Below are 22,506 nucleotides of genomic sequence, written 5' to 3' on the forward strand. Positions count from 1 at the left end.
CATGAGCGTGCGGGAGACGTCCGGCCTCGGTGTGGACACCGAGGTCGGGGCGCTGCGGGCGGTCCTGCTCCACCGCCCCGGTGACGAGCTCCGGCGCCTGACGCCCCGCAACAACGACCAACTGCTGTTCGACGGCCTGCCGTGGGTGGATCGTGCACAGGAGGAACACGACGCGTTCGCAGACCTGCTGCGCCGCCGCGGTGTCGAGGTGCTGCTGCTCTCCGACCTGCTCGCCGAGACCCTGACGACCAGCGGCGCGGCGCGGATGCAGGGCATCTCGGCCGCGGTCGACCCGCGCAAGCTCGGCCACGCGCTCGCGCAGGATCTGGCCGCGCACCTGCGAGGAGTCCCGGGTGACGAGCTGGCCACGATCCTCACCGCGGGGATGACGTTCGACGAGCTGCCGATCGGAACGGGGGCCGCGACACCGTCGCTGGTGCGGCTGATGCACCACGGTCATGACTTCGTCATCGATCCGCTGCCCAACCTGCTCTTCACCCGGGACTCGTCGTTCTGGGTCGGCGGGCGCGTCGCGATCACGTCGCTCGCGTTGCCCGCCCGGGTGCGCGAGGCGTCGCTCACCGACCTGATCTACGCGCACCATCCGCGATTTCGTGGCGTGCGGCGCGCCTACGAATCGCACACGGCTCCGGTCGAGGGCGGTGACGTGCTGCTCCTTGCACCCGGGGTGATCGCGGTGGGAGTGGGGGAGCGGACCACGCCGGCGGGTGCGGAAGCGTTGGCGCGCAGCGTCTTCGAGGACGGTCTGGCGCATACGGTGCTTGCGGTGCCGATCGAGCAGCGGCGCGCGTCGATGCACCTGGACACCGTGCTGACCATGGTCGACTCGGACGCGGTGGTGATGTATCCGGCGGTGCGGGAGACGTTGTCGGCGTTCACGATTCGACGTGAGGACGGGGTCGTCTGCATCGGTGGCCCGGAGCCGTTCCTGGACGCGGCCGCGGCGGCGATGGGTATCGGCAAACTCCGCGTGATCGACACCGGCCTCGACCACGTCACCGCCGAACGCGAGCAGTGGGACGACGGCAACAACACACTCGCGCTGGGGCCCGGTGTGGTGGTGGCCTACGAGCGCAATGTCGAGACGAATGCCCGGATGGAGGCGTCGGGCATCGAGGTGCTGCGCATCTCCGGGTCGGAGCTGGGGTCCGGCCGGGGCGGACCGCGGTGCATGTCGTGTCCACTCGCACGCGGTCCGCTGGCCTGACCGGTGGACTACAGGATCTCGCGGGCCTTCTCGTACGGCCGCGCGAGCACGGTGCCGAGGTCGGTCACCACGATGGGGCGTTCGATCAGGATCGGATTGGCGACCATCGCGTCGAGCAGTTCGTCCTCCGACGCCGTGGCCAGCCCGAGCTCCTTGTACAGCGCCTCCTTCTTGCGGATGGCCTCGCTGGGGCGCAGGTCGGCGTCGTCGAGCAGCTTGCGCAGGCCGTCGTGCGACGGCGGCGTCTCCAGGTACTTGACGACGGTGGGCTCGATGCCGGCGTCCTCGATGAGTTTCAGGGTGTTCCGCGACGTGCTGCAGCGCGGGTTGTGGTAGATCGTTGCGGTCTTCGCGGAGTCGTTCATGCCTGCCATGTCAGTCATTGTGCACGGGGACAATGGCAGAGAGCGCGCACGTCATGTCGAAACCAGTGTGAGGAGTCCACCATGACCGATCGACGCGTCATCATCGCCGGCGGGCACGGCAAGGTTGCCCGTCACTTGATCAAATTGCTGACCGCCTCGGGGGACCGGGCGGTGGCGCTCATCCGCAACCCGGATCACGAGGGCCCGGTCCGGGCACTCGGGGCGTTTCCGGTGATCGTGGACCTCGAACACGCGACCGTCGACGAGGTCGCGGACACGCTCCGCGGCGCCGACGCCGTCGTGTTCGCGGCCGGTGCCGGACCGGGCAGTGGTGCGGCCCGCAAGGACACCGTCGACCGTGGTGCGGCGGTGCTCCTGGCCGATGCGGCCGAGCGGGCCGGGGTCAGGCGGTTCGTGCAGGTCAGCTCGTTCGGTGCGGGGGAGTCGGTTCCGGCGGGCACGGACGAGGTGTTCGCCGCGTACCTGATCGCGAAGTCGGCCGCGGAGGAGGATCTGCGCCGGCGTGACGGGCTGGACTGGACGATCCTGCGGCCCGGCGGGCTCACCGACGACGAGCCGACCGGGGAGGTGACACTCACCGAGCCGCCGCTGGAGCGCGGGACGGTTCCGCGGGCCGACGTCGCGGCGGTGATCGCGGCCCTGCTCGGATCGAGGGAGGGTGACCGCGCGCCCCGGGCGGTGGGCCGCACATTGATGCTCACGGAGGGCTCGATTCCGGTTCAGGACGCCGTCGCCGCGATACCGTGAGTTCACGGGCTGGATCGGCAGGGACGAGGAACGGGGACGCCGGTGGAGATCGAGATCGACCACGATGCTGCGACACCGCCGTTCGAACAACTGCGCATGCGCATCCTCGAACTCGTGCGCAGCGAGGAGTTGGTCGCCGGGACCAAGATCCCGACCGTGCGCAAGCTGGCCGCCGACCTGGGAATCGCGCCGAACACGGTGGCCCGCACCTATCGGGAACTTGAACAACTCGGGGTGATCGAGACGCGCGGTCGGCTCGGTTCGTTCATCGCGGCGACCGGCGATCCGACGCGGACCAAGGCGCAGCAGGCCGCGACGGAGTATGTGTCGACAGTCCGTCGTCTGGGTATGTCCGACGAGGACGCGGCGGCTTTCGTCGCGACCGCACTCAAGGGCGCGTGACACGTTTAGTTGACGCTTCAACTTAAAAGTGTCAGAGTGGGGACACTCCAGCGCGCGACTTCGCGCGTCCGATCCACCCTGAGGACTCCCATGAATTCCACGGCCTTCCGCGATGCCACCGTGCTCATCGCCCGCGTCGGCATCGGTGTCATTTTCATCGCCCACGGCTGGCAGAAGTTCTTCGACTGGGGCATCTCCGGCACCCAGGCGGCCTTCGCCGGCATGGACATTCCGCTCGCCGACGTCTCGGCGATCGTCGCCGCCACGATCGAACTCGTCGGCGGCATCTTGCTGCTCATCGGGTTCGCCACCCGCATCGCCGGTGTCCTGCTGTTCCTGAACATGGCCGGGGCGTTCTTCCTCGTCCACGTCGGCAACGGCGTCTTCGTCGGTGACGGCGGCTTCGAACTGGTGCTCGCACTCGGTGTCGGATCGCTGCTGATCGCGGGCGTCGGCGCCGGCAAGGTCAGCGTCGACGCGTTCGTCGGCAAGAACTCGCGCATCCTGTCCGCGGCGTAGGCGCGCCCGGACAGAACTGCACCGAGCACCCGGACGCCGCCGCGAGCGTCCGGGTGCTTGCGCGTCTCTCGACCGTCATCGTGATGGTCAGAGGCGTCCTGGACATCCGGTGCACGCTACCGACATCGGGTCGCACGCGGACGGGTTTCGTCCGGTTCCGCCGGCGTTCCGGCTCAGCGCCAGCTCGGCAGCCACAGTTCCTGCTGCCACATCTCCGGGGTGATCGGCACGGCCGTCATGATCGGCCACAACCACACGAAGTTCGCGACCACCAGCCCCACGTACAGGCACACCGCGAGCAGCCCGGTGCCGCGCCGCTCGGTCGAACTGCGCACGGTACCGAGGATCTCGCCGAGGATCAGCGCGATCGCCATCACGAAGAACGGCGCCAGCGCGACCGCATAGAAGTAGTACATCTGCCGGTCCAGCGTCACGAACCACGGCAGGAGCGCGGCCCCGTACCCGGTCAGCACGGTCGCGTACCGCCAGTCGCGGCTCACGAACGTCCGCCACAGCGCCCAGCCGAGCACCGGCACCGCCAGCCACCACATCGCGGGCGTGCCGATCAGCATGACCGCCTTGACGCACGTCGGTCCGCCGCAGCCGGACACGTGATCGCCCTCGGCGTAGTAGTAGAGCATCGGCCGCAGGCCCATCGGCCACGTCCACGGCTTCGACTCCCACGGATGATGGTTGCCCGCCGAATTCGTCAGCCCCGAATGGAACTCCAGCACCTTCGCGCTGTAGTACCACAGCGATCGCAGCGCGTCCGGAACGAACGCGAACGGCCCGCCGGTGCCGACCTCGTTGCCCACCGCGTGCCGGTCCACCCCGGTCTCGCTGGCGAACCATGCCGCATACGTCGCCAGGTAGACGCCGAGCGGCACCAGCACCAGGGCGTACAGCGAGGGGCCGATGTCGCGGATCGCGGTCCCGACCCACGGGCGGCGCACCCCGTACGCGCGGCGGGCCGCGATGTCGAAGCCCACGCACAGCAGCCCGAAGAACGCGATGAAGTACATGCCCGACCACTTGGTGCCGCACGCCAAACCGAGCATGATGCCGGCGCCGAACCGCCACCACCGCACGCCGAGGCGCGGACCGAAATCCGTGACATCGATCCGGCCGTCCGACCGCACCCGGGCCATGCGCTCGCGCACCTGGTCGCGGTCGACCACGAGGCAGCCCAGCGCCGCGACGGTGAACAGCGCCAGGAAGATGTCGAGCATCCCCAGTCGGGACGACACGAACGTCACGCCGTCGGCGATCAGCAGGACGCCGGCGATCGCGCCGATCAGCGTCGACCGGGCCATGCGCCGCACGATCCGGACGACCAGCAGCACCAGGACGGTCCCCGCCATCGCCGACGCGAACCGCCAGCCCCACGCGTTGTAACCGAACAGCGCCTCGCCGATCGCGATCAACTGCTTGCCGACCGGGGGATGCACCACCAGGCCATAGGCCGGGTTGTCCTCGATGCCGCCGCCCGTGAGCACCTGCCACCCCTGCGGCGCGTAGTGCTTCTCGTCGAAGACCGGCGTTCCCGCGTCGGTGGGGTAGTTCAGCATCGTGAACCGGGTGATCGCGGCGAGCGCCGTCACCAACGCCGTCACGATCCAGCCGCGCCGCCGATCGGTGGGACCGAAGTCGGGAGCAGGCGCGAGCGGCGCCGGGCTGACCAGTCGGCCACTGCCGGACGGCGGTACGGGGCGCTCGTCCGTCAGCTGGGTCACGAGTCGATCGTAGGCTGTCACCCATGACTGGTCGCCTCGTCCTCGCCGCAACTCCTATGGGTGACATCGGTGATGCTTCCGATCGGCTGCGTAGCGCGCTCGGATCCGCCGACGTCGTTGCCGCCGAGGACACCCGTCGCACCAAGGCACTCGCGGCCGCACTGGGCGTCACGATCACCGGTCGGGTGGTGAGCTTCTACGACCAGGTCGAGGTCACCAGGTTGCCAGCACTCATCACCGACATCGAGGAGGGCCGGACCGTCCTGCTGGTCACGGACGCGGGGATGCCCTCGGTGAGCGACCCCGGCTATCGACTGGTCGCCGCGTGCGTCGAGAAGGAACTGCCCGTGACATGCCTGCCGGGGCCGTCGGCGGTGACGACGGCGCTGGCGCTGTCGGGGCTGCCGGTCGAGCGGTTCTGCTTCGACGGGTTCCCGCCCCGCAAGGCGGGGCAGCGCCGAGCGTGGCTGGAGATGCTGCGGACCGAACCGCGGGCGTGTGTGTTCTTCGAGGCGCCGCACCGGCTGGCGGCCTGCCTGGCCGACGCCGTCGACGTCCTCGGCGGGGACCGGCGCGCCGCGGTCTGCCGGGAACTGACGAAGACCTACGAAGAGGTGCGCCGCGGAACGCTTGCGGAGTTGGCCGAGTGGGCGGTCGACGGCGCCCGCGGCGAGATCACAGTGGTTCTCGAGGGTGCCCAGCCGGTGTCCGCCGATCCCGAGGATCTGGTCGAGGAGGTCGAGCGTCTGGTCGCGGACGGCGTCCGACTCAAGGACGCGTGCGCTCAGGTCGCCGCGGAGAAGTCACTGGGCGTGTCGAAGCGAGAGTTGTACGAGACGGTGCTCGCGACGCGTCGGGACTGACCCCGCGGTCGTCGCGGAGCAGGAACGGTAGACCGGCCCCCGCCAACCCCCGTCGAGCGAATCACCCGCGGGTGGGGGCTTCGACCGAGATCGAAGCCCCACCCGTCGGGTTCGCGGCCGCATCGGCGGGGGCCGCACCCAACAGCACCATCAGCCCCAGCGTCGCGGCGATGACGAGAGCGGCCACTACTGCCGGTGGTGTTCTCACCGTCAACTTCGTCGCTCGTTCGATCATCGCGCGCTCCTCCTCCATGGCGTGCGGTCGGCAGGGGCTACCCCTCGTTCTAATCCAGCCCCCACCGGCTACCGCGCCGCCGGCTCTGGGGCCGTTGTGCGTCGATGTCGACTTTGCCCCGCTTGACGGAACACGGAAACCAACGAGTCTGCTCGGGGCGCTATCATCGCAGTTCGCAGGCGGTGAGGAATTAATCCGCAGCGGAATTTGAGCGGTCGTCCATGTCCTTCACAGGTGCGGAAGCGGACGCGAATCGGACCAAATGTCGGGGCTGGAGGGAGAGGACGCGGGCAATGACGTCCGACACGGATCAGACGCCGGACGCCGAGCACTCGGGCTCGCAGGCGCGCCTGTTCTTCGCCGACCAACTGCGATTGCTGTTCGCGACCGCGGGCGGGCCGCCGCTGAAGAAGGTGGTGTCCGACGCCGCGACCCTCACACGCTCGATGGGTGGGGACAAGCCGGCGTCGGTCCAGCGCGTCAGCGACTGGCGCTCGGGCAAGCGGATGCCGGCGACGTTCGAATCGGTGCGCCCGGTCCTGGCCGTGCTGATCCGGATGGCGCGACCACTCCACAGCGGTCAGCCACCCACCGACGGTCTGTTCTCGATGCGACAGTGGGAGACGTGGTGGCGCAGTGCCAACGCGGTCCCCGCCGCGCGGACCACCGGCGGCAGCGCGGAGTCGACGGCCCCGGCCCTCCCCGCCGGTGTCCGGCCCTACCGCGGGCTCGCCCCCTACCGGGAGAAGGACGAACGGCTGTTCTTCGGACGCCGGCAGAGCCTGAGCGCCCTCGTCGCCGCGGTGCTGTCGGCGCAGGGGCAGGGCTTGGTGATCGTCACCGGTGCGTCCGGGGTAGGCAAGTCCTCGCTCGTACAGGCCGGCCTCATTCCCGAGTTGCGTGGGCACGATCGCGGTGAGGGGCGGACCGCCTTCGCACCGATCGTGTTCGCGCCCGGAGCGCACCCGCTGGACGCGCTGGTCGCGGCCGTGCCGGAACTGGAAACGTGTGTCGCCGCGCCGGACCACGAGCAGATCGACCTGGCCCTTCGACAGGCGGCGACCCGACTGGGGGCCGCCCAGGTTCTGCTGGTCGTCGACCAGATCGAGGAACTCTTCACCCAGTGCACCGATCCGCGTGAGCGGGCGCGCTTCCTGACGGTGCTCGATTTCGCGGCGACGGCCCCGTTCGGCCACGAGCCGAGCGAGGCGCCGTCCGTCGTGGCGACGATGCGCTCGGACTTCTACGCGCAGGCGCTGGCCTACCCGGTGCTCGCCCGCGCACTCGAACAGCGGAGCAAGGCCGTCGCGCCCCTGCTGCGCGAGGACGTCGTCGAGGTCATCACGCAGCCGGCCCGGATGATCGGCCTGAAGCTCGAGCCCGGCCTGGTCGATCTGATCCTCAACGACCTCGGGGTGCTCACGGCGTCGTCACCCAACCCGCCGGAGGGCAGCGGCACCGTGCTGCCGCTGGTCTCGCACCTGCTCGACACGATGTGGGAGCGGCGCCGCGGCGGCCAGCTCACGATCGCGAACTATCGCGGCACGGGCGGGGTGCTCGGCTCGATCGCCGCCGCCGCCGAGCGAGCCTGGGAACAGCTCGACGAACACGGGCGGGTGCTCGCGCGGGCGATGATGGTGCACCTGGTGTACGTCACGAGCACCGGCACCGACGTCAAGATCCGCCGCACCCTCACCCAACTGGTCGCCTTCGAGGGCGCCGACATCGGCACCGGTCGGCGCGTGATCGACCACTTCGTCAGTGCCCGCGTGCTGGTCGTCGACGGCGACGACGTCGAGCTGATCCACGACGCGGTGATCGCCACCTGGCCACGGCTGGCGACCTGGATCCAGGAGGACCGGTCGTACTCGGCGCTGCGGCAGCAGGTCGAGACCGATGCCATGCATTGGGACGACGCGAAGCGCAATCAAAGCCTCCTCTATCACCGCGGGCGGCTCGACCTGCTGGCCGAGCATGCCGCGAAAAGGGCCGACAACGCCGGCGCGCCCGATCCGGCGGGGACGTCCGCGGTCGCGGCCTCGCTCACGCCGGCGGCCGGGGACTTCCTCGACGCGTCCGTCCGCCAGGTTCGGCGGCAGTCCTGGATGGAGCGGGCCGTGATGGCGGCGCTCGCGTTCTCCGCGGTGATCGCGGTCGTGATGGGTGTGATGGCGCTGGCCGCGAAGTCTCGCGCCGAGAGCGAGCGCAGCGCAGCGCAGTTCCAGCAGGTCGTGGCGCTGGCCGACGCCCTGCGCGACAACGACCCCACGACGTCGGCGCAGCTGTCGCTCGCGGCGTGGCGGATGCGCCCCGGCAGCGCCGACGCGTACTCCCGGCTGGTGGCGACCGAGAACACGCCGATCTCCCGCGCCCTGCGCGGCCATACCGGGCCCATCTACGGCGTGGCGATCTCGGCCGACGGCCGGACACTCGCCACCGCCAGCGACGACCGGACCGTGCGCCTGTGGGATTTCTCGGACCCGACGAACCCGGTCCAGTTGGGCTCGGAGCTGACGGGCTCGCAGCAGTACATGGCGTCGGTGTCGTTCAGCCACGACGGTCGGCTCCTCGCCGCGGGCAGCGGCGACGGCGCGATGTGGATCTGGGACATCAGCGACCGCGCCGCGCCGCGCGCGCTGGTGGACGGTGTGCATTCGGTGCCCGGCGCCGTGCACAACGTGCGGTTCAGCCCGGACGGACGGCTTCTCGCGGTCCCGCACGACAACGGCACCGTCACCCTGGTCGACACGTCCGACCCCGACTCCGGGAAGTTCACGACCTGGACGCTGCAGGGGCACTCCGGTGCGGTGCGGACGGTGTCGTTCCGCGGGAGCTCTGTCCTCGCCACGGCGAGCGACGACCGCACGGTCCGCGTGTGGGACATCGCGAATCCCGCGCAGCCGCTCCAGCTCGGTCGCGAACTGTCGGGCTTCGACGACGTCGTGCACTCGGTTGCGTTCAGTCCGGACGGCCGTAGCCTCGCCGCGAGCAGCGACGACGGGTTGATTCGGATGTTCGACACCACCGATCTCGGGGCCATCCGTCCGATCGACACGCCGGTCCAGGCCCACTCGGGCGGCATCTGGACCATCGCGTTCGCCCCGGACGGTGCGACCCTCGCGAGTGCGTCGTGGGACGGCACCGCGAAGCTGTGGTCGGTGGATCCGGTGACGCGCATCCTCCGCGAGTTGAAGCCCGCGCTGAGCGGCAACGGCGGGGGAGTGCCCGCGCTGGCGCTCTCCCCGGACGGCGGCGCGATCGTCACCGGTGGACAGGACTCGGTCATCCGGGTCTGGACGCTGGCGCCCGGCACGGTGCCGGTGTCGGATTCGCAGGTGACGTTGCCGTCGTTGAACCGCGCCGGTTCACTGCTGGCGACCGCCGGGTACGACTCGGCGGTGCGGTTGTGGTCGGTCGACGACCGGGGAGAACTCACGAAGGCCGGATCGATCGACGTGCCGCGCCCGCGGGGCGGCGCGAACGTCGCGGTGCTCTCGCCGGACGGCCGCATTCTCGCGACCACCCAGACCTCGGGCGGGTACGTGCAGTTGTGGGACGTGCAGGATCCGGCCCGGCCGACACCGCTGGGGTCGGAGATCGTCACCGCGACGCGGTTCACGTGGGAGATTGCGTTCAGCCCGGACGGGCGGACGCTGGCCATCGGCGACGACGACTTCAGCGTCGCGTTGTGGAACATCGAGGATCCCCGCGCACCCGTCATCCGCGGCCGCAGCCTGACCGGACCGCACAACCTGGTGCGCAGCGCCCAGTTCAGCCCGAGCGGTGACCTGCTGGTGCTGGCCAGCGCCGACGGCGACATCCACGCGTGGGACGTCCACGATCCGTCGGCGCCTTCACCGCGGAAGCTGGAAGGCGAGGGCCATGAGGGCGGCGTCAACGCTGTCGCGTTCAGCCCCGATGGTTCGACGTTGGTCACCGCGAGCGACGACCACACGCTGCTGCTGTGGGATCGGGACGACAGTGGCGGATTCACCCAGCGGCCGGAACCCCTGCAGGGCCACACCGGCACCGTCTACAGCGTCGCGTTCACCGCGGACGGCTCCCACGTCGTCAGCGGCAGCGACGACGGTTCGGTCCTGTTGTGGAGCGTCGACGACGGTCACGAGGCCGTCGGTGGTCCACTGACGACGATCGGCAGGGGGCGCTGGCAGGTGACGTTCCTGCCGCGGACCGACATGGTGATCGCTGGTGGCGGCGACGGGGTGCTGCGTACGTGGCGACTCGACCCGGACACGATCACGGGACGGATCTGCGCCGCTACCTCGGAACTGATGCAGGATCGGCCGGCGCACTTCGAGATGCCGGAGTCGGGTCGGGGTGCGTGCGAGACGGAGTGAGCGTCACGATGCTGCGGGCCTTGTCGAGGCACTCCTGCCATTCGGCGGCGGGATCGGAGTCGATCGTGATGCCGCCCCCGACGCCGAGGCCGACGCGGCCGGCCGCGTCGAACTCGACGGTGCGGATCGCGACGTTGAGTTCGAGGCCGGCGACCGGGCTGTGCATTCCGACGGTGCCGCAGTAGACGCCCCGCGGATCCGGCTCCCACTGTGCGAGTAGCTGCCGGGCTGAGTGCTTGGGGCAGCCGGTGACGGATGCGGGCGGGAAGGTGGCGTCGAGCAGTTCGGTGGCGTTCACCGTGCCGGGGACCGTGGCCGCGACTGTGGAGACCAGGTGCCAGACGCCGGGTGCCGGCTTGACCCGCAGCAGGTCGGTGACCCGTACCGATCCCGGCTCGGCGACCTGTCCGAGATCGTTGCGGACCAGGTCGACGATCATCACGTTCTCGGCGACGTCCTTTACCGAGCGTCGGAGCAGTTCCGGATTCTCGTCGAGCGGGAGGGTGCCCTTGATGGGGCTCGACGTGACGGTGTCGCCGCGCCGCGCCAGGAACAACTCGGGGGACAGCGACGCCACGGCACCCCATGCGCCCTGCACGAAGGCGGCCCGGCTGGGGCGGGTCCGGTCGACGGCGTCGGCGAAGAAGTCGGTGGGCAGACCGGAACTCGTCCCGTGGAAGCGCGCGCACACGCACGCCTGGTAGACGTCGCCGCGGGCGATGGCGTCGAGGCAGTCCTCGACGCCGCGGCGATGTGCCCGCCGGTCCGGTTCGATCCACTCGATGTGCCACGGCCGCGGCCCGGCGTCCGGATGGCGCACCGCCTGCGCGAGGTCGTCGGGGCACGGCTCGTCGAGCAGGCTCTCGAACCACCAGCAGCCCGACTCGTCCAGCCGCACAACGTGATCGGTCCAGCCGCCGGCGGCCGCAGGCAGCATCCCGGTCCGGTCGGGGTAGGCGCGGTAGCCGATCCAGCCGCCGCCGATCAGCAGGCCGTCGGGCACCTCGGTTTCACGGGGGACCGACCGCGGGAAGCCGAAAGCCGCCTCGGGTTCGCACAGCGCCGCAGCCAGGCTCGGCGCAATAACGGCGGCGGTGTCGAACCAGCGTCCGGTCAGGCCGGCCGGCGGCGGTAGCTGCCGCGACCGAGCCCGCCGAGCCAGTGCGCGGAACACGTCGGCGGCGCTGCCACCGTCTCCGAGCCGCTCGATCCGCATTGGTCCAGCTTTCCATGAGCAGCAGTCGCCCCAGGCATCGGTCCGCGGTGACGTCCGTCGGCCCGGCACCCCGTGTGTGGCCGGTGCCTCATCGCGGGATCGCCCGCGCGCCCGCCGACAGCGAGGCGTCGTCGGCGGCGGATTGCCCGGCGTGCCACCCGTCGGCGTCGACGGTGCGACTCCGCGATGCCCTCGTGGTCGGGAACAGCCGCTCGAACTCGGCGTCCACGGCCGCGGACCTCGCCGCCAGCACCGGCAGCAGGTCGTCGATCCGGACGTCGGCGTCCACCGCGGCCTCGGCGGTGGCCCGACTGTCGGTCTCCTTGAGCCGCTGCCCGATGCGCACCGCGAAGCCGAACAGGAACGCCTTGCGGAACGACGCGGTCCGGGCGGCGCCCGCGTCGCGCGATCCGGCGGCCTGCATGGCTCGGGTGGCCTGGACCAGCAGCGACGTGAACAGCAGGTCGACCTGTTCGAGATCGAGCGGGGTGCCCACGACGGTCGCGATCGCGAACCGGTCGAACCACACCGTCCGCACGCGGTTGGCCTCGCCGATCGCGGTGAGCAGATGCACCTTCTCACGCACGTACGGGTTGTCGAGGTGGATCCGTCGGCTATGGACCGCGGTGGTCGCCGCGGCGCCGCCGCTCAGGAGAGCGGTGCCGATCGCGTACCGCGTCATGAGGTCCTGCGCCTTCGCGGTGAACGTCTCGGCTTCCTCGACGTACTCGGTGGCCTCCGCCTTGGCGAGCAGTCCGCGAATGCGGCTGAGCACCTTGGGGTCCGCGGTCTCGGCGCCGGGCACGTCGTGCTGCACCGGCACGCGCGACCAGCCGGACGGGGGTTCGCACAACTGGTTGAGGCGGGGGAACTCGAGCCACAGCACGGTCAGGTCGACCCACTCGCGCACGCCGATCTGCCAGCCGGCGGTGTCGAGTGCCGCCGCGAAGTCGTCGGGGTCGCAGCGCGACGGCAATTCCTCCGCGAATCGCGCGGCATCGGGTTCGCCGTCCGCGATCCGCGCGAGCTGGGCACGCCACTCGCGCGGGGCCGGACCGGGGGTGCTCGACGCCCGGGCCTGGAACAGCACGGCCGCGGCGGCGGTGGGTACGGTCGTCGCGCCCAGCGCACGCCGGGTCACGTGCATGACGTCGGCGGGCTGCCAGCCGCGCTCGTACGCGTCGGCGAGCGCGGTCATCAGCCCCGCCGCCGACCGTTGCCGGGGCGGCACGCAGTCACCGGCGAGGCGTTCCCGTGTTCGAAAGTATGTTCTATTGCTCCCCATGCGTGCGAGTGTGCACGAGGGGACCGACAACTTTCGATCGAGCGGCTGTCAGGCCTGTTCCGCCGCCGTCTCCTCGACGTACCGCGGGAACACGCCGACCGGCTTGGGCAGTGCCGTACCGGCGACGATGCGGGTGTCGAGGTCCGCGAAGGCGCGGGCCTCGGGCGCCTGGCCCAGCAGGTCGAGGATCTTCTCGGCCGACCCCGGCATCACCGGCTGGACGAGGATGCCGACGATGCGGACCACCTCGAGGGTCACGTACAGGACCGTGGCCATGCGGGCCGGATCGGTCTTGCGCAGCACCCACGGCTCCTGCTGCGAGAAGTAGCGGTTCGTCTCGCCGAGCACGTGCCAGATCGCCTCGAGGGCGAGGTGCAGGGCCTGCACGTCGAACTCGGCACGGACCTTCCCGAGCAGCGCGTCGGCCTGCGCGAGCAGCGCCCGGTCGTCGTCGGTCAGCTCACCCGGCGTCGGGACCTGCGCGTCGCAGTTCTTGGCGACCATCGACAGCGACCGCTGTGCCAGGTTGCCCAGCTCGTTCGCCAGGTCGGTGTTCATGCGGGTGACGATCGCCTCGTGGCTGTAGCTGCCGTCCTGCCCGTACGAGATCTCGCGCAGCAGGAAGAAGCGGACGGCGTCGAGGCCGTACTGCTCCACCATCGCGAGCGGGTCGACGACGTTGCCGACCGACTTCGACATCTTCTCGCCCTTGTTGAACAGGAAGCCGTGCACGAAGACCCGCTCGGGCAGTTCGACGCCCGCCGACATCAGGAAGGCCGGCCAGTACACGGTGTGGAACCGCGTGATGTCCTTGCCGATGATGTGCAGGTTCGCGGGCCAGTAGCGCTTGAACTCCTCCGAATCGGTGTTCGGGAAGCCCGCACCGGTGAGGTAGTTGGTGAGCGCGTCCACCCACACGTACATGACGTGCGCGGGATCGCCGGGCACCGGAACGCCCCAGTCGAACGTGGTCCGCGAGATCGACAGATCCTTGAGCCCGCTCTTGACGAAGCTGAGGATCTCGTTGCGACGCGTGGCCGGCGCGATGAAGTCCGGGTTCTCCTCGTAGAACGCGAGCAGGCGGTCCTGGTACTTGGACAGCCGGAACGTGTAGTTCGACTCCTCGGTCCACTCGACCGGCGTGCCGGTCTCGGTGGCGATGCGGGTGCCGTCCTCGAGGACGGTCGTCTCCTCCTCGGCGTGGAACGCCTCGTCGCGGACCGAGTACCAACCCGAGTAGGTGTCGAGATAGATGTCGCCCGCCGCGACCATCCGCTCCCAGATCGCCTTGCTGGACTCGATGTGGTCCGCGTCGGTGGTCCGGATGAACCGGTCGTACGAGATGCCCAGGACCTTGTCCATCGCCTGGAACACGTCCGAGTTGCGCGTCGCGAGGTCGCGGACGTCGATGCCTTCCTTGGCCGCCGTCTGCTGCATCTTCAGGCCGTGCTCGTCGGTGCCCGTCATGAAGAACACGTCGAATCCGTCGAGGCGCTTGAAGCGCGCGATCGCGTCCGACGAGATGTACTCGTAGGCGTGTCCGATGTGCGGGACGCCGTTCGGGTACGCGATCGCGGTCGTCAGATAGAACGGCGGCCGGTCCGTCGGGGCAGGCATCGGGTTGGGCGAGGAAGGCACAGTCATGGTGCGCCTACTCTATCGACGTGAGCAAAGATCGTCCCGCCCCGGACCTGCCCGAGCCGCTTTTTCCGCTCGTCGACGCGCACACGCACCTCGATGCGTGCGGTGCCACCGATGCTGCGAGCGTGCGCGAGATCGTGGATCGGGCGGCGTCGGTCGGCGTCGAGCGGGTGGTCACCGTCGCCGACGATCTGTCGGCGGCACAGTTCGCTGTCGACGCCGCGAACTGGGACGACCGGGTCTTCGCGGCGGTCGCGATCCACCCGACCCGGGCCAACTCCCTCGACGACGCCACGAAGGCGGAGATCGAGCGGCTCGTGGCCGACCCCCGCGTGGTCGCGGTGGGCGAGACCGGGCTGGACCTGTACTGGCCGGGCAAGCTCGACGGCTGCGCGACGTCGGAGGAGCAGGAGGACGGCTTCCGCTGGCACATCGACCTCGCGAAGCGCCTCGGTAAGCCGCTGATGATCCACAACCGCGAGGCCGACACCGACCTGCTGCGCGTGCTGGATTCCGAGGGCGCGCCCGAGACGGTGATCTTCCACTGCTTCTCGTCCGACGCGACCATGGCGCGCGCCTGCGTCGACGCCGGCTACGTGCTGAGCTTCTCCGGCACCGTCAGCTTCAAGAACGCGAAGGCGCTGCGCGAGGCCGCGCTGCTGGTGCCGGCGGATCAGCTGCTCGTCGAGACCGACGCGCCGTATCTCACCCCGCACCCGTTCCGCGGCGCGCCCAATCAGTCGTACTGCCTGCCGTACACGCTGCGGGCGCTCGCCGAGGTGCGCGGCGAGGATCCCGTCGAACTGGCGAAGGCGTCGACGGCGACCGCCGAGCGCGTCTACCGGCTGCCCGCGCGCGGCTGAGCCTCACCGCCCATTCTCGACGGCATCGTGCGGGATCCCGCGCGGGCGAGCGAAGAATGGGCGCTCAGGCCGACGGCGGGTTCTTCCGCGGCCTGATCCGGGCGTTGGGCAGCGGCGGCGCGGGCAGCCGCTGGACCGCACCGCGGTACCCCTCCACCGCGCCGAACCGGTCCGACTCGGCCTGCCATTCGTCGCGGAACTGCGCGATCTCCTCGTGGCTGCGGCCGACGAAGTTCCACCACATCACGATCTCCTCGCCGAACGGTTCGCCGCCGAGCAGTACGACGCGGGCCGGTTCGTCGGTGAGGTTCGTCAGCGTCAGCGTCGACGCCCCGATCCCGACGTAGCCGAGGTCGGCGCGGGCGAGGTCGATGTCCTCGAGTCGGACGGCGCCGGTGTCGACGAGCGCGCCGTGTTCGAAGGTCGGGTCGACGTCCAGGCGCACCCGGGCGCGCGGGTCGAGGGTGAGTTCCGCACCGAGCAGGGGAGTGAAGGTGTGGACGGGCGACCGGGATCCGACCAGCGAGCCGAGAAACACCCGGGCAGACGCACCCTCGACCGACACGACCGGCGGCACGTAGTGCGCGAAGTCGCGCGGGGCGTCGCGGGCCGCGTCGGGCAGGGCCACCCACAACTGGACGCCGTGCAGGATCGTCGTGTCCGGTGTCGAGACCTCGGAGTGGCAGATGCCGCGGCCGCCGGTCATGAGGTTGACCTCGCCGGGCCGGACCATCGCGTGCACGCCCATGCTGTCGCGGTGCTCGATCTCTCCGGTGAACAGCCAGCTGACGGTCTGCAGGCCGGTGTGCGGATGCGGCGCGACGTCCATGCCGCCGGTGAGCGCGACGTCGTCGGGTCCGTAGTGGTCGGCGAAGCACCACGCGCCGATCAGTGACCGTTGCCGTTGCGGCAGCGTCCGGCGCACCGGCATCGCGCGCGGACCGCCCAGTGGCACCTCGCGGGACGTGATGACCTCCGTCAGGGGTCGCCCGGCGACGGGTTCGTCGGGGCCGTGCTCGCACTCGATCTCGACCGGATCGGCTTCGACATTGCTCATGGCTTCACCCTTTCACGCCCTCGCAGGGTGGGTGCTCGCGAACTCGACGACCAAGGGGCCGTGACCGATTCGTGACTGACCAGCCGCGTTGTCGAGACGTTTGTGGCAGCGTATGTGCTGATCGACACGTTGCGGTTGCCAGATCACAGCCTCACCGTTACCGTGCTGTGATCGAACCTGTCGTCGGCCCCAGGACGTGTCGTGTCGCCTCTAGCTCGGATCAACACCGCCAGGTCGCCACTGCTCTACGTCGTGATCGCTGCGCTCTTCGCGACGCTCCTCGTCGGTGGCGGACTCGTCGTCTCCAAGCACAAGACGATCACCCTCGACATCGACGGCGAGGCCATCTCGCTCAGCACGCTGCGTTCCGACGTCGGGTCCGTTCTCGACAACGCCGGCTATCCGGTCGGTGAGCACGACGCCGTCGCGCCCAGTGCCGATGCGAAGCTCTCGGACGGCGACACCGTCGTCCTGCGTCGTGGCCGCGAGATCGCACTGACGGTCGACGGCGAGCGCCGGACGGTGTGGACGACGGCGCTGACCGTCGACGACGCGATGCGTCAGATGAGCATGGCCGGCGACGCGTACGTGTCGGCGTCCCGAGGCCAGCGAATTCCGCTCGACGGCATGGAGTTCGACGTCGTGAACGCCAGGTCCGTCAAGGTGTCCGACGGCGGTGCGGCACCGGTCGAGCTGCGGGTCGCCGCCCCGACGGTCGGCGAGTTCCTGACCGTGACGAAGGCGGGGCTCGAGCAGGCCGACACCGTCACACCGGCACCGGAGACGCCGCTCACCGACGGACTCGAGATCGTCGTGACGCGCAACCGCACCGACACCCGCACCGAGACGCAGCCGATCCCGGTCCCCGAGCGCCGCGTCGACGACCCGGAACTCGAGCAGGGCAAGACCACTGTCGAGAACCCGGGTGCGCCGGGCGAGCGGACGGTGACGGTGTCGGTGACGTCGATCAACGGCGCGGAGACGCACCGGCAGGAGCTCTCGTCCGCCGTGGTCCGCGAGGCGGCCCCGACCGTCGTGCGTGTCGGGACCAAGCCGAAGCCGGCTGCGCCGTCGGTGGCGAACGGCTCGGTGTGGGATTCCATCGCGCACTGCGAGGCCACTGGCAACTGGGCGATCAACAGCGGCAATGGCTACTACGGCGGCCTCCAGTTCAACCAGGGCACGTGGGCGGCGTACGGCGGTACCCAGTACGCCCCGCGTGCGGACCTGGCCACCCGTGAGCAGCAGATCGCCGTCGCCGAGAAGGTTCAGGCGGCGCAGGGCTGGGGCGCGTGGCCGGGTTGCACCAGCAAATTGGGTCTCGGATAAGGAAAAGCGATGTCGCCCCTGTCGAAGATCAACACCAGTCGGTCGCCGCTGATGTACAGCGTGGTGGCCGCGACGCTCGCGACCCTCACCGTCGGTGGTGGGGTGGCGATCACGCAGCACAAGACCGTCACCGTCGACGTCGACGGTGAGCTGATCCAGGTCGGCACGATGTCGTCGAATGTCAATGGAGCGCTTGCCGCGGCGGGCTACTCGGTCGGTGAGCACGACGCGGTCGCGCCCGCGGCGGACTCGGATCTGCACGACGGCGACACCGTGGTGTTGCGCCGTGGCCGCGAGGTCGCGCTCACCGTGGACGGCCAGCAGCGCAGCGTGTGGACCACAGCGCTCACGGTCGACGAGGCGCTCAACCAGTTCCGGCTCGCCGGCGACGTGCACGTCTCGGCGTCCCGCTCGCAGCGTCTGCCGCTCGAGGGCGCAGACCTCGACGTCGTCAACCCACGCACCGTCCATCTGGTCGACGGTGCGAAGGCGTCGTCCGACGTCCGGTTGGCGGCACCGACGGTCGGTGAGTTCCTCGCTGCGAACGGCACCCCGCTGGAGCAGGCCGACACGGTCGTCCCGGCGGCGGATGCCCCGCTCGCCGAGGGCATGGAGATCACGGTGACCCGGGGCCGCACGGAGACCCGCGTGGTCACCGAGTCGGTGGCGCCGCCGGAGCAGCGCATCGAGGATCCGACGATGAACATGAGCCGTACGGTCGTCGAGAACGCGGGCCGCTCGGGTGTCGCGGACGTCACGTACGAGGTCACGACGGTCAACGGGGTCGAGACCGGGCGCAAGCCGGTCGGCTCCACTGTCCGGGTTGCGCCGGAGCCGCGTGTCGTGCGGGTGGGCGCCAAGCCGGGCACCGAGGTGCCGCCGGTGCAGAACGGCGCGACGTGGGACGCGCTCGCGCAGTGCGAGGCGACGGGCAACTGGGCGATCAACACCGGCAACGGCTTCTACGGCGGCGTGCAGTTCGACCAGAACACGTGGGAGCGCCAGGGCGGACTCAAGTACGCGCCGCGGGCCGACCTCGCCAGCCGCGAGGAGCAGATCGCGATCGCGAGCCGCACTCAGGAGACGCAGGGTTGGGGCGCGTGGCCGTCGTGCACCAGCAAGCTGGGCCTGCGCTGACCGTTTGCCGCGTGGGTTAGGTTCTTGAGGTGTCAGACGCCGTGCCGCCCCCCATCCATCCGCGAGGACAGGCCGCCCTGCTGGGCCCAGCCGAGGTCCGGGCTCTCGCCGAAGAGTTCGGGGTGCGCCCCACCAAGCAGCTCGGTCAGAACTTCGTGCACGACGCGAACACGGTGCGTCGCATCGTCGCGACCGCGGGTGTCGGCCCGCAGGACACGGTGCTCGAGGTCGGTCCGGGGCTCGGTTCGCTGACGTTGGCGCTGCTCGACGTCGTCGACAAGGTCGTGGCCGTCGAGATCGATCCCAAGCTGGCCGCGCGGCTGCCGGCGACGGTCGCGGACCGGGCGCCGGAACTGACGGACCGGCTGACGGTCGTGGGCGCCGACGCCATGCGGGTGATGCCCGAGGACGTCCCGGGTGAGCCGACGGCGCTGGTCGCGAATCTGCCGTACAACGTGGCGGTCCCGGTCCTGCTGCATCTGTTCGCCGAGTTCCCGAGCCTGCGCACCGCGCTGGTGATGGTGCAGTCCGAGGTCGCCGACCGGCTCGCCGCGACGCCGGGAAACAAGGTGTACGGCGTGCCAAGTGTGAAGGCCAACTTCTTCGGCGCGGTCAAGCGCGCCGGCGCAGTCGGACGCGCGGTGTTCTGGCCGGTGCCGCAGGTCGAGTCCGGTCTGGTGCGCATCGACCGGTACACCGAGGAGCCGTGGCCGATGGACGCCGCCCACCGGCGCCGGGTCTTCGGGGTCATCGACGCCGCATTCGCGCAGCGCCGCAAGACTCTTCGCGCCGCGCTCGCGGGTTGGGCCGGCTCGCCGGCCGAGGCCGAGCGCCGGCTCGTGGCCGCGGGAATCGAACCGTCGACCCGCGGCGAGAAGCTCGATGCCGCCGCCTTCGTGCGGCTCGCCGCGACCCCGGAATCGGAGTGACGCCGAATCCTTCCTCATGACAGGGGGATTCGGGTATTCGCCGGAACCCGGACATCCGCCGATTCGATCGAGCGGGAGTTCTGGACCAGAATGGACCGGGCGGTCGCTGTCGGGGGAGATCGCCGCGGAACGATCCCTTCGAGTTGTGGTTTCGAGGAAAACGGTTGTGAACAAGCGAATGTGGGCTTACCTGCGACGGTCGATCGGGGTGGCGTCGGTGGTGGCTGCGACGGCGTTGGTCGCCGGTTGCGGTGGAACGGTAGAGGGTACTGCGGCGGCAGCCGACGGCGCGGGGTCGACGACGTCGTCGAGGACCACGACCAGTGCGGCCCCCAGTACGGTGGCCGGGCAGCAGGGCTCCGACACCGGCGGCTCGGTCGACATCGACGTGGAGATCGGTGACTGCGTGCGCCTGGGCGGCACGTCGGACGCCGCGACGATCGCCGAAGCCGCTTGCGGCGGTGGCAGGTCCAACTACAAGGTTGTCGCCAAGGCGGCGGCGAACGCGCAGTGCCCGTCGGACGTCGATCAGGTCTACTACGAGACCAAGTGGGGCAGTGAGCGTGGCGCCCTGTGCCTCGACGTCGACTGGGTGATCGGCGGCTGCATGAGCCTGCCCGACGGCGAGGACGAACCGCAGCGCGTGGACTGCGGTGACCCGACCGCGCCCAACATCGAGCGGGCGGTCGAGATCATCGAGGGCGCCACGGACGTCGAGGCGTGCTCGGAGGGCGGCTTCGTCCACGACGAGCGCCGCTTCACCGTGTGCACGGAGACAGTGAGCTATTCGTAGCCCGCGGCGAACGGCCCGGAGGGATCCCCTCCGGGCCGTTCGTGTTTCTGCCCCGGCGGCGGAGTGTCGGGACGCCCTCCGATCTCACTGAACGGGACCGGGCAGTCCGTACGAACTGGACTCGACCTACCCTCTCCGCAATCTGTGGCGGAGGTCACAGTTTCTCGAGTGGTGGGAGGCTGCGTGGGCAGTAGATCGGTATTCGGCAAGGGGCTCGTCGCGGCCGTGGTCGCGAGTGCGCTGGTCCTCGCGGGCTGTGCGAACTCGGACGGCGGCAGTGACTCCGGCGACACGCGTACCCCACCGGCCGTCGGCCTCGTGGGCGACCAGGACGGCACCCCCGGCCCGGTGCCCCAGCTGACGTTCAGCGTGCAGGCGCTCGCGGCCACCCTCGATCCGGCGAAGACCGCCGCACGCGGCGGCAGCGGCGGCGACGAGCTGGCCGCGGTCTACGACGTCCTGCTGCGCTACGACGACAAGACCGGCGAATTCGTGCCCCGACTGGCGCAGTCGTTCACGGCGGACGGCAGCGGCATGGTGTGGACGCTGAAGCTCCGCCCGGGCGTCACGTTCAGCGACGGCACGCCGTTGGACGCGAACGCGGTGGTGGCCAGCATTAACCGCTACAACACCAACCGGGGCAACGGTGCCGCCGTGTGGGTGGACGCCGTCGAGTCGACGAATGCGGTCGATCCGCAGACCGTCGAGTTCCGCCTGCGCAAGCAGTGGCCGACGTTCCCGTCCATGCTGGCCCTCGGCCACGGCATGATCGTCGCGCCCAGTGCGGGCGACGGTGAGGCGTTCAAGCCGATCGGCGCCGGTCCGTTCGTGCTCGAGCGGTACGCACCGAACGAGGAGCGGGTGCTCACCGCGCGGGCCGACTACTGGAACGGCAAGCCCAACGCGGACCGCGTCCGCTTCATCGCGCTCAGCGGTTCGCGGGAGAACCTCGAATCGTTGAAGACGAACGGCATCGACATCGGCTTCATGCGCGGTAACCCGCAGGCGATCTACGACGCCCTCGACGCCGACTACCCGGGTTCGTTCAGCATTCTCAACAGCGGCGGCGCCGAGTTGGTCAACAACCGTGAGGGCCGCCCCGGTGCCGACGTCCGGGTCCGCAAGGCGATCGCGCTGGCGATCGATCCGGAGTTGGTCGGCCAGCGCGGCGACAACGGTCTCGGGTTGCCCGGCAAGGCCATGTTCGACGAGCGGTCCCGCTGGGCCACCGATGTCCAGGGCCTGCCTTACGATCCGGACGCCGCTCGCAAGCTGCTCGACGAGGCCAAGGCCGACGGCTACAACGGCACGCTGAACTACATCGTGCTGCAGGAGCCCACCGAGGCGGCGATCGGCCTGGCCGTGCAGTCTCTGCTGCAGGCGGTCGGTTTCACCGTGAACATCATCAACGCGAACAACGCCGGCGACATCGTCAAGCAGGTGTACGTCCAGCACGACTACGACATGGCGCACGCCGGTATCGGCCTGTACGAGGCGATTCCGTTCCTGGGTCTGCAGACCACCCTGGCCGGCAGTTCCACGTCGAACTTCGCCGGGTACTCGAATCCGCAGATGGACGAACTGCTCGGCAAGCTGCAGGCGGCCGACGGCGACGACCAGATCCGGGGCGTGATCTCCCAGATCCAGACGCTGTGGAACGAGACGGTGCCGAGCGTGCCGGTCAGTTCCGTGATGATCTACGTGGCCTGGCAGCAGAACGTCCGGGGCGTGGTGCCCACCGCGACGGGCATCATGTTGCTGGACAAGGCCGGTCGCATCTGACCG

Annotated in this window: 19 protein-coding genes; 12 read left to right on the forward strand and 7 right to left on the reverse strand. The window is 70.1% G+C overall.

Annotated features, from left to right (window positions below; genetic code table 11):
- The first annotated feature begins 1 nt into the window (after position 1).
- The gene (locus tag ACQ5DX_RS03930) at positions 2-1,228 is read left to right on the forward strand and encodes an arginine deiminase (RefSeq protein WP_430331374.1); all 1,227 of its coding nucleotides are present in this window, start codon (positions 2-4) and stop codon (positions 1,226-1,228) included.
- A gap of 8 nt (positions 1,229-1,236) precedes the next feature.
- On the opposite strand, the gene arsC is transcribed toward ACQ5DX_RS03930, so the two are convergent.
- Complete coding sequence (arsC, locus tag ACQ5DX_RS03935; RefSeq protein ID WP_430335537.1) at positions 1,237-1,593, reverse strand: arsenate reductase (glutaredoxin); 357 nt, start codon at positions 1,591-1,593, stop codon at positions 1,237-1,239.
- 81 nt (positions 1,594-1,674) lie between these two features.
- On the opposite strand from arsC, the gene ACQ5DX_RS03940 reads away from it, so the two are divergent.
- The 3 genes from ACQ5DX_RS03940 to ACQ5DX_RS03950 all read left to right on the forward strand — a co-directional run bounded on the left by ACQ5DX_RS03940 (position 1,675) and on the right by ACQ5DX_RS03950 (position 3,282).
- Positions 1,675-2,361, forward strand: coding sequence for an NAD(P)-binding oxidoreductase (locus ACQ5DX_RS03940; protein ID WP_430331375.1), 687 nt, complete (start codon positions 1,675-1,677; stop codon positions 2,359-2,361).
- Between the two features lie 96 nt (positions 2,362-2,457).
- Positions 2,458-2,763 (forward strand): GntR family transcriptional regulator, encoded by a 306-nt coding sequence (locus tag ACQ5DX_RS03945; protein ID WP_430335538.1) that lies wholly within the window; start codon positions 2,458-2,460, stop codon positions 2,761-2,763.
- Positions 2,764-2,853: 90 nt separating this feature from the next.
- On the forward strand, positions 2,854-3,282 hold the full coding sequence (locus ACQ5DX_RS03950) for a DoxX family protein (RefSeq protein ID WP_430331376.1): 429 nt from the start codon (positions 2,854-2,856) through the stop codon (positions 3,280-3,282).
- Positions 3,283-3,455: 173 nt separating this feature from the next.
- Here ACQ5DX_RS03950 and ACQ5DX_RS03955 read toward each other — a convergent pair whose 3' ends face one another.
- Positions 3,456-5,015 carry a dolichyl-phosphate-mannose--protein mannosyltransferase gene (locus ACQ5DX_RS03955; protein ID WP_430331377.1) on the reverse strand — a complete coding sequence of 520 codons (1,560 nt, stop codon included), beginning with the start codon at positions 5,013-5,015 and terminating at the stop codon, positions 3,456-3,458.
- 23 nt (positions 5,016-5,038) lie between these two features.
- Here ACQ5DX_RS03955 and rsmI point away from each other — a divergent pair, with 23 nt between their 5' ends.
- Positions 5,039-5,878 (forward strand): 16S rRNA (cytidine(1402)-2'-O)-methyltransferase, encoded by an 840-nt coding sequence (gene rsmI, locus ACQ5DX_RS03960; RefSeq protein WP_430331378.1) that lies wholly within the window; start codon positions 5,039-5,041, stop codon positions 5,876-5,878.
- Positions 5,879-5,939: 61 nt separating this feature from the next.
- Here rsmI and ACQ5DX_RS03965 read toward each other — a convergent pair whose 3' ends face one another.
- Complete coding sequence (locus ACQ5DX_RS03965) at positions 5,940-6,113, reverse strand: hypothetical protein (protein WP_430331379.1); 174 nt, start codon at positions 6,111-6,113, stop codon at positions 5,940-5,942.
- A 293-nt stretch (positions 6,114-6,406) separates the two neighbouring features.
- Between ACQ5DX_RS03965 and ACQ5DX_RS03970 the strand changes: the two genes are divergently transcribed.
- Positions 6,407-10,471, forward strand: coding sequence for an NACHT and WD repeat domain-containing protein (locus ACQ5DX_RS03970; protein ID WP_430331380.1), 4,065 nt, complete (start codon positions 6,407-6,409; stop codon positions 10,469-10,471).
- On the opposite strand, the gene ACQ5DX_RS03975 is transcribed toward ACQ5DX_RS03970, so the two are convergent.
- The 3 genes from ACQ5DX_RS03975 to metG all read right to left on the reverse strand — a co-directional run bounded on the left by ACQ5DX_RS03975 (position 10,392) and on the right by metG (position 14,616).
- Entirely contained in the window at positions 10,392-11,687 is a 1,296-nt protein-coding gene (locus ACQ5DX_RS03975; RefSeq protein ID WP_430331381.1) for an aminodeoxychorismate synthase component I, read from the reverse strand. The two genes, ACQ5DX_RS03970 and ACQ5DX_RS03975, sit on opposite strands and share 80 nt — an antisense overlap.
- A gap of 88 nt (positions 11,688-11,775) precedes the next feature.
- Positions 11,776-12,972, reverse strand: a complete 1,197-nt coding sequence (locus ACQ5DX_RS03980) for a DUF2786 domain-containing protein (protein WP_430331382.1) — start codon at positions 12,970-12,972, stop codon at positions 11,776-11,778.
- Positions 12,973-13,020: 48 nt separating this feature from the next.
- Positions 13,021-14,616, reverse strand: a complete 1,596-nt coding sequence (gene metG / locus ACQ5DX_RS03985; RefSeq protein WP_430331383.1) for a methionine--tRNA ligase — start codon at positions 14,614-14,616, stop codon at positions 13,021-13,023.
- Between the two features lie 20 nt (positions 14,617-14,636).
- On the opposite strand from metG, the gene ACQ5DX_RS03990 reads away from it, so the two are divergent.
- On the forward strand, positions 14,637-15,476 hold the full coding sequence (locus ACQ5DX_RS03990; protein WP_430331384.1) for a TatD family hydrolase: 840 nt from the start codon (positions 14,637-14,639) through the stop codon (positions 15,474-15,476).
- A gap of 64 nt (positions 15,477-15,540) precedes the next feature.
- Here the strand turns inward: ACQ5DX_RS03990 and ACQ5DX_RS03995 are convergent, their stop codons facing one another.
- Positions 15,541-16,533: a pirin family protein gene (locus ACQ5DX_RS03995; protein WP_430331385.1), complete on the reverse strand. Its 993-nt coding sequence runs from the start codon at positions 16,531-16,533 to the stop codon at positions 15,541-15,543.
- Between the two features lie 201 nt (positions 16,534-16,734).
- On the opposite strand from ACQ5DX_RS03995, the gene ACQ5DX_RS04000 reads away from it, so the two are divergent.
- The 5 genes from ACQ5DX_RS04000 (at position 16,735) to ACQ5DX_RS04020 (ending at position 22,503) form a co-directional block, all read left to right on the forward strand.
- Complete coding sequence (locus ACQ5DX_RS04000) at positions 16,735-17,862, forward strand: transglycosylase family protein (protein ID WP_430331386.1); 1,128 nt, start codon at positions 16,735-16,737, stop codon at positions 17,860-17,862.
- A 9-nt stretch (positions 17,863-17,871) separates the two neighbouring features.
- Positions 17,872-18,999, forward strand: a complete 1,128-nt coding sequence (locus ACQ5DX_RS04005) for a transglycosylase family protein (protein ID WP_430331387.1) — start codon at positions 17,872-17,874, stop codon at positions 18,997-18,999.
- 29 nt (positions 19,000-19,028) lie between these two features.
- A complete protein-coding gene (gene rsmA / locus ACQ5DX_RS04010) occupies positions 19,029-19,928 on the forward strand; it encodes a 16S rRNA (adenine(1518)-N(6)/adenine(1519)-N(6))-dimethyltransferase RsmA (RefSeq protein WP_430331388.1) in 900 nt (299 codons plus the stop codon).
- Positions 19,929-20,106: 178 nt separating this feature from the next.
- Complete coding sequence (lppU, locus tag ACQ5DX_RS04015; RefSeq protein WP_430335539.1) at positions 20,107-20,721, forward strand: LppU family putative lipoprotein; 615 nt, start codon at positions 20,107-20,109, stop codon at positions 20,719-20,721.
- Between the two features lie 183 nt (positions 20,722-20,904).
- Positions 20,905-22,503 carry an ABC transporter substrate-binding protein gene (locus ACQ5DX_RS04020; protein WP_430331389.1) on the forward strand — a complete coding sequence of 533 codons (1,599 nt, stop codon included), beginning with the start codon at positions 20,905-20,907 and terminating at the stop codon, positions 22,501-22,503.
- Positions 22,504-22,506: the final 3 nt, after the last annotated feature.

Origin of the sequence: Rhodococcus sp. ACT016 (genome assembly GCF_050477185.1) — a bacterium.
Taxonomy (GTDB): domain Bacteria; phylum Actinomycetota; class Actinomycetes; order Mycobacteriales; family Mycobacteriaceae; genus Prescottella.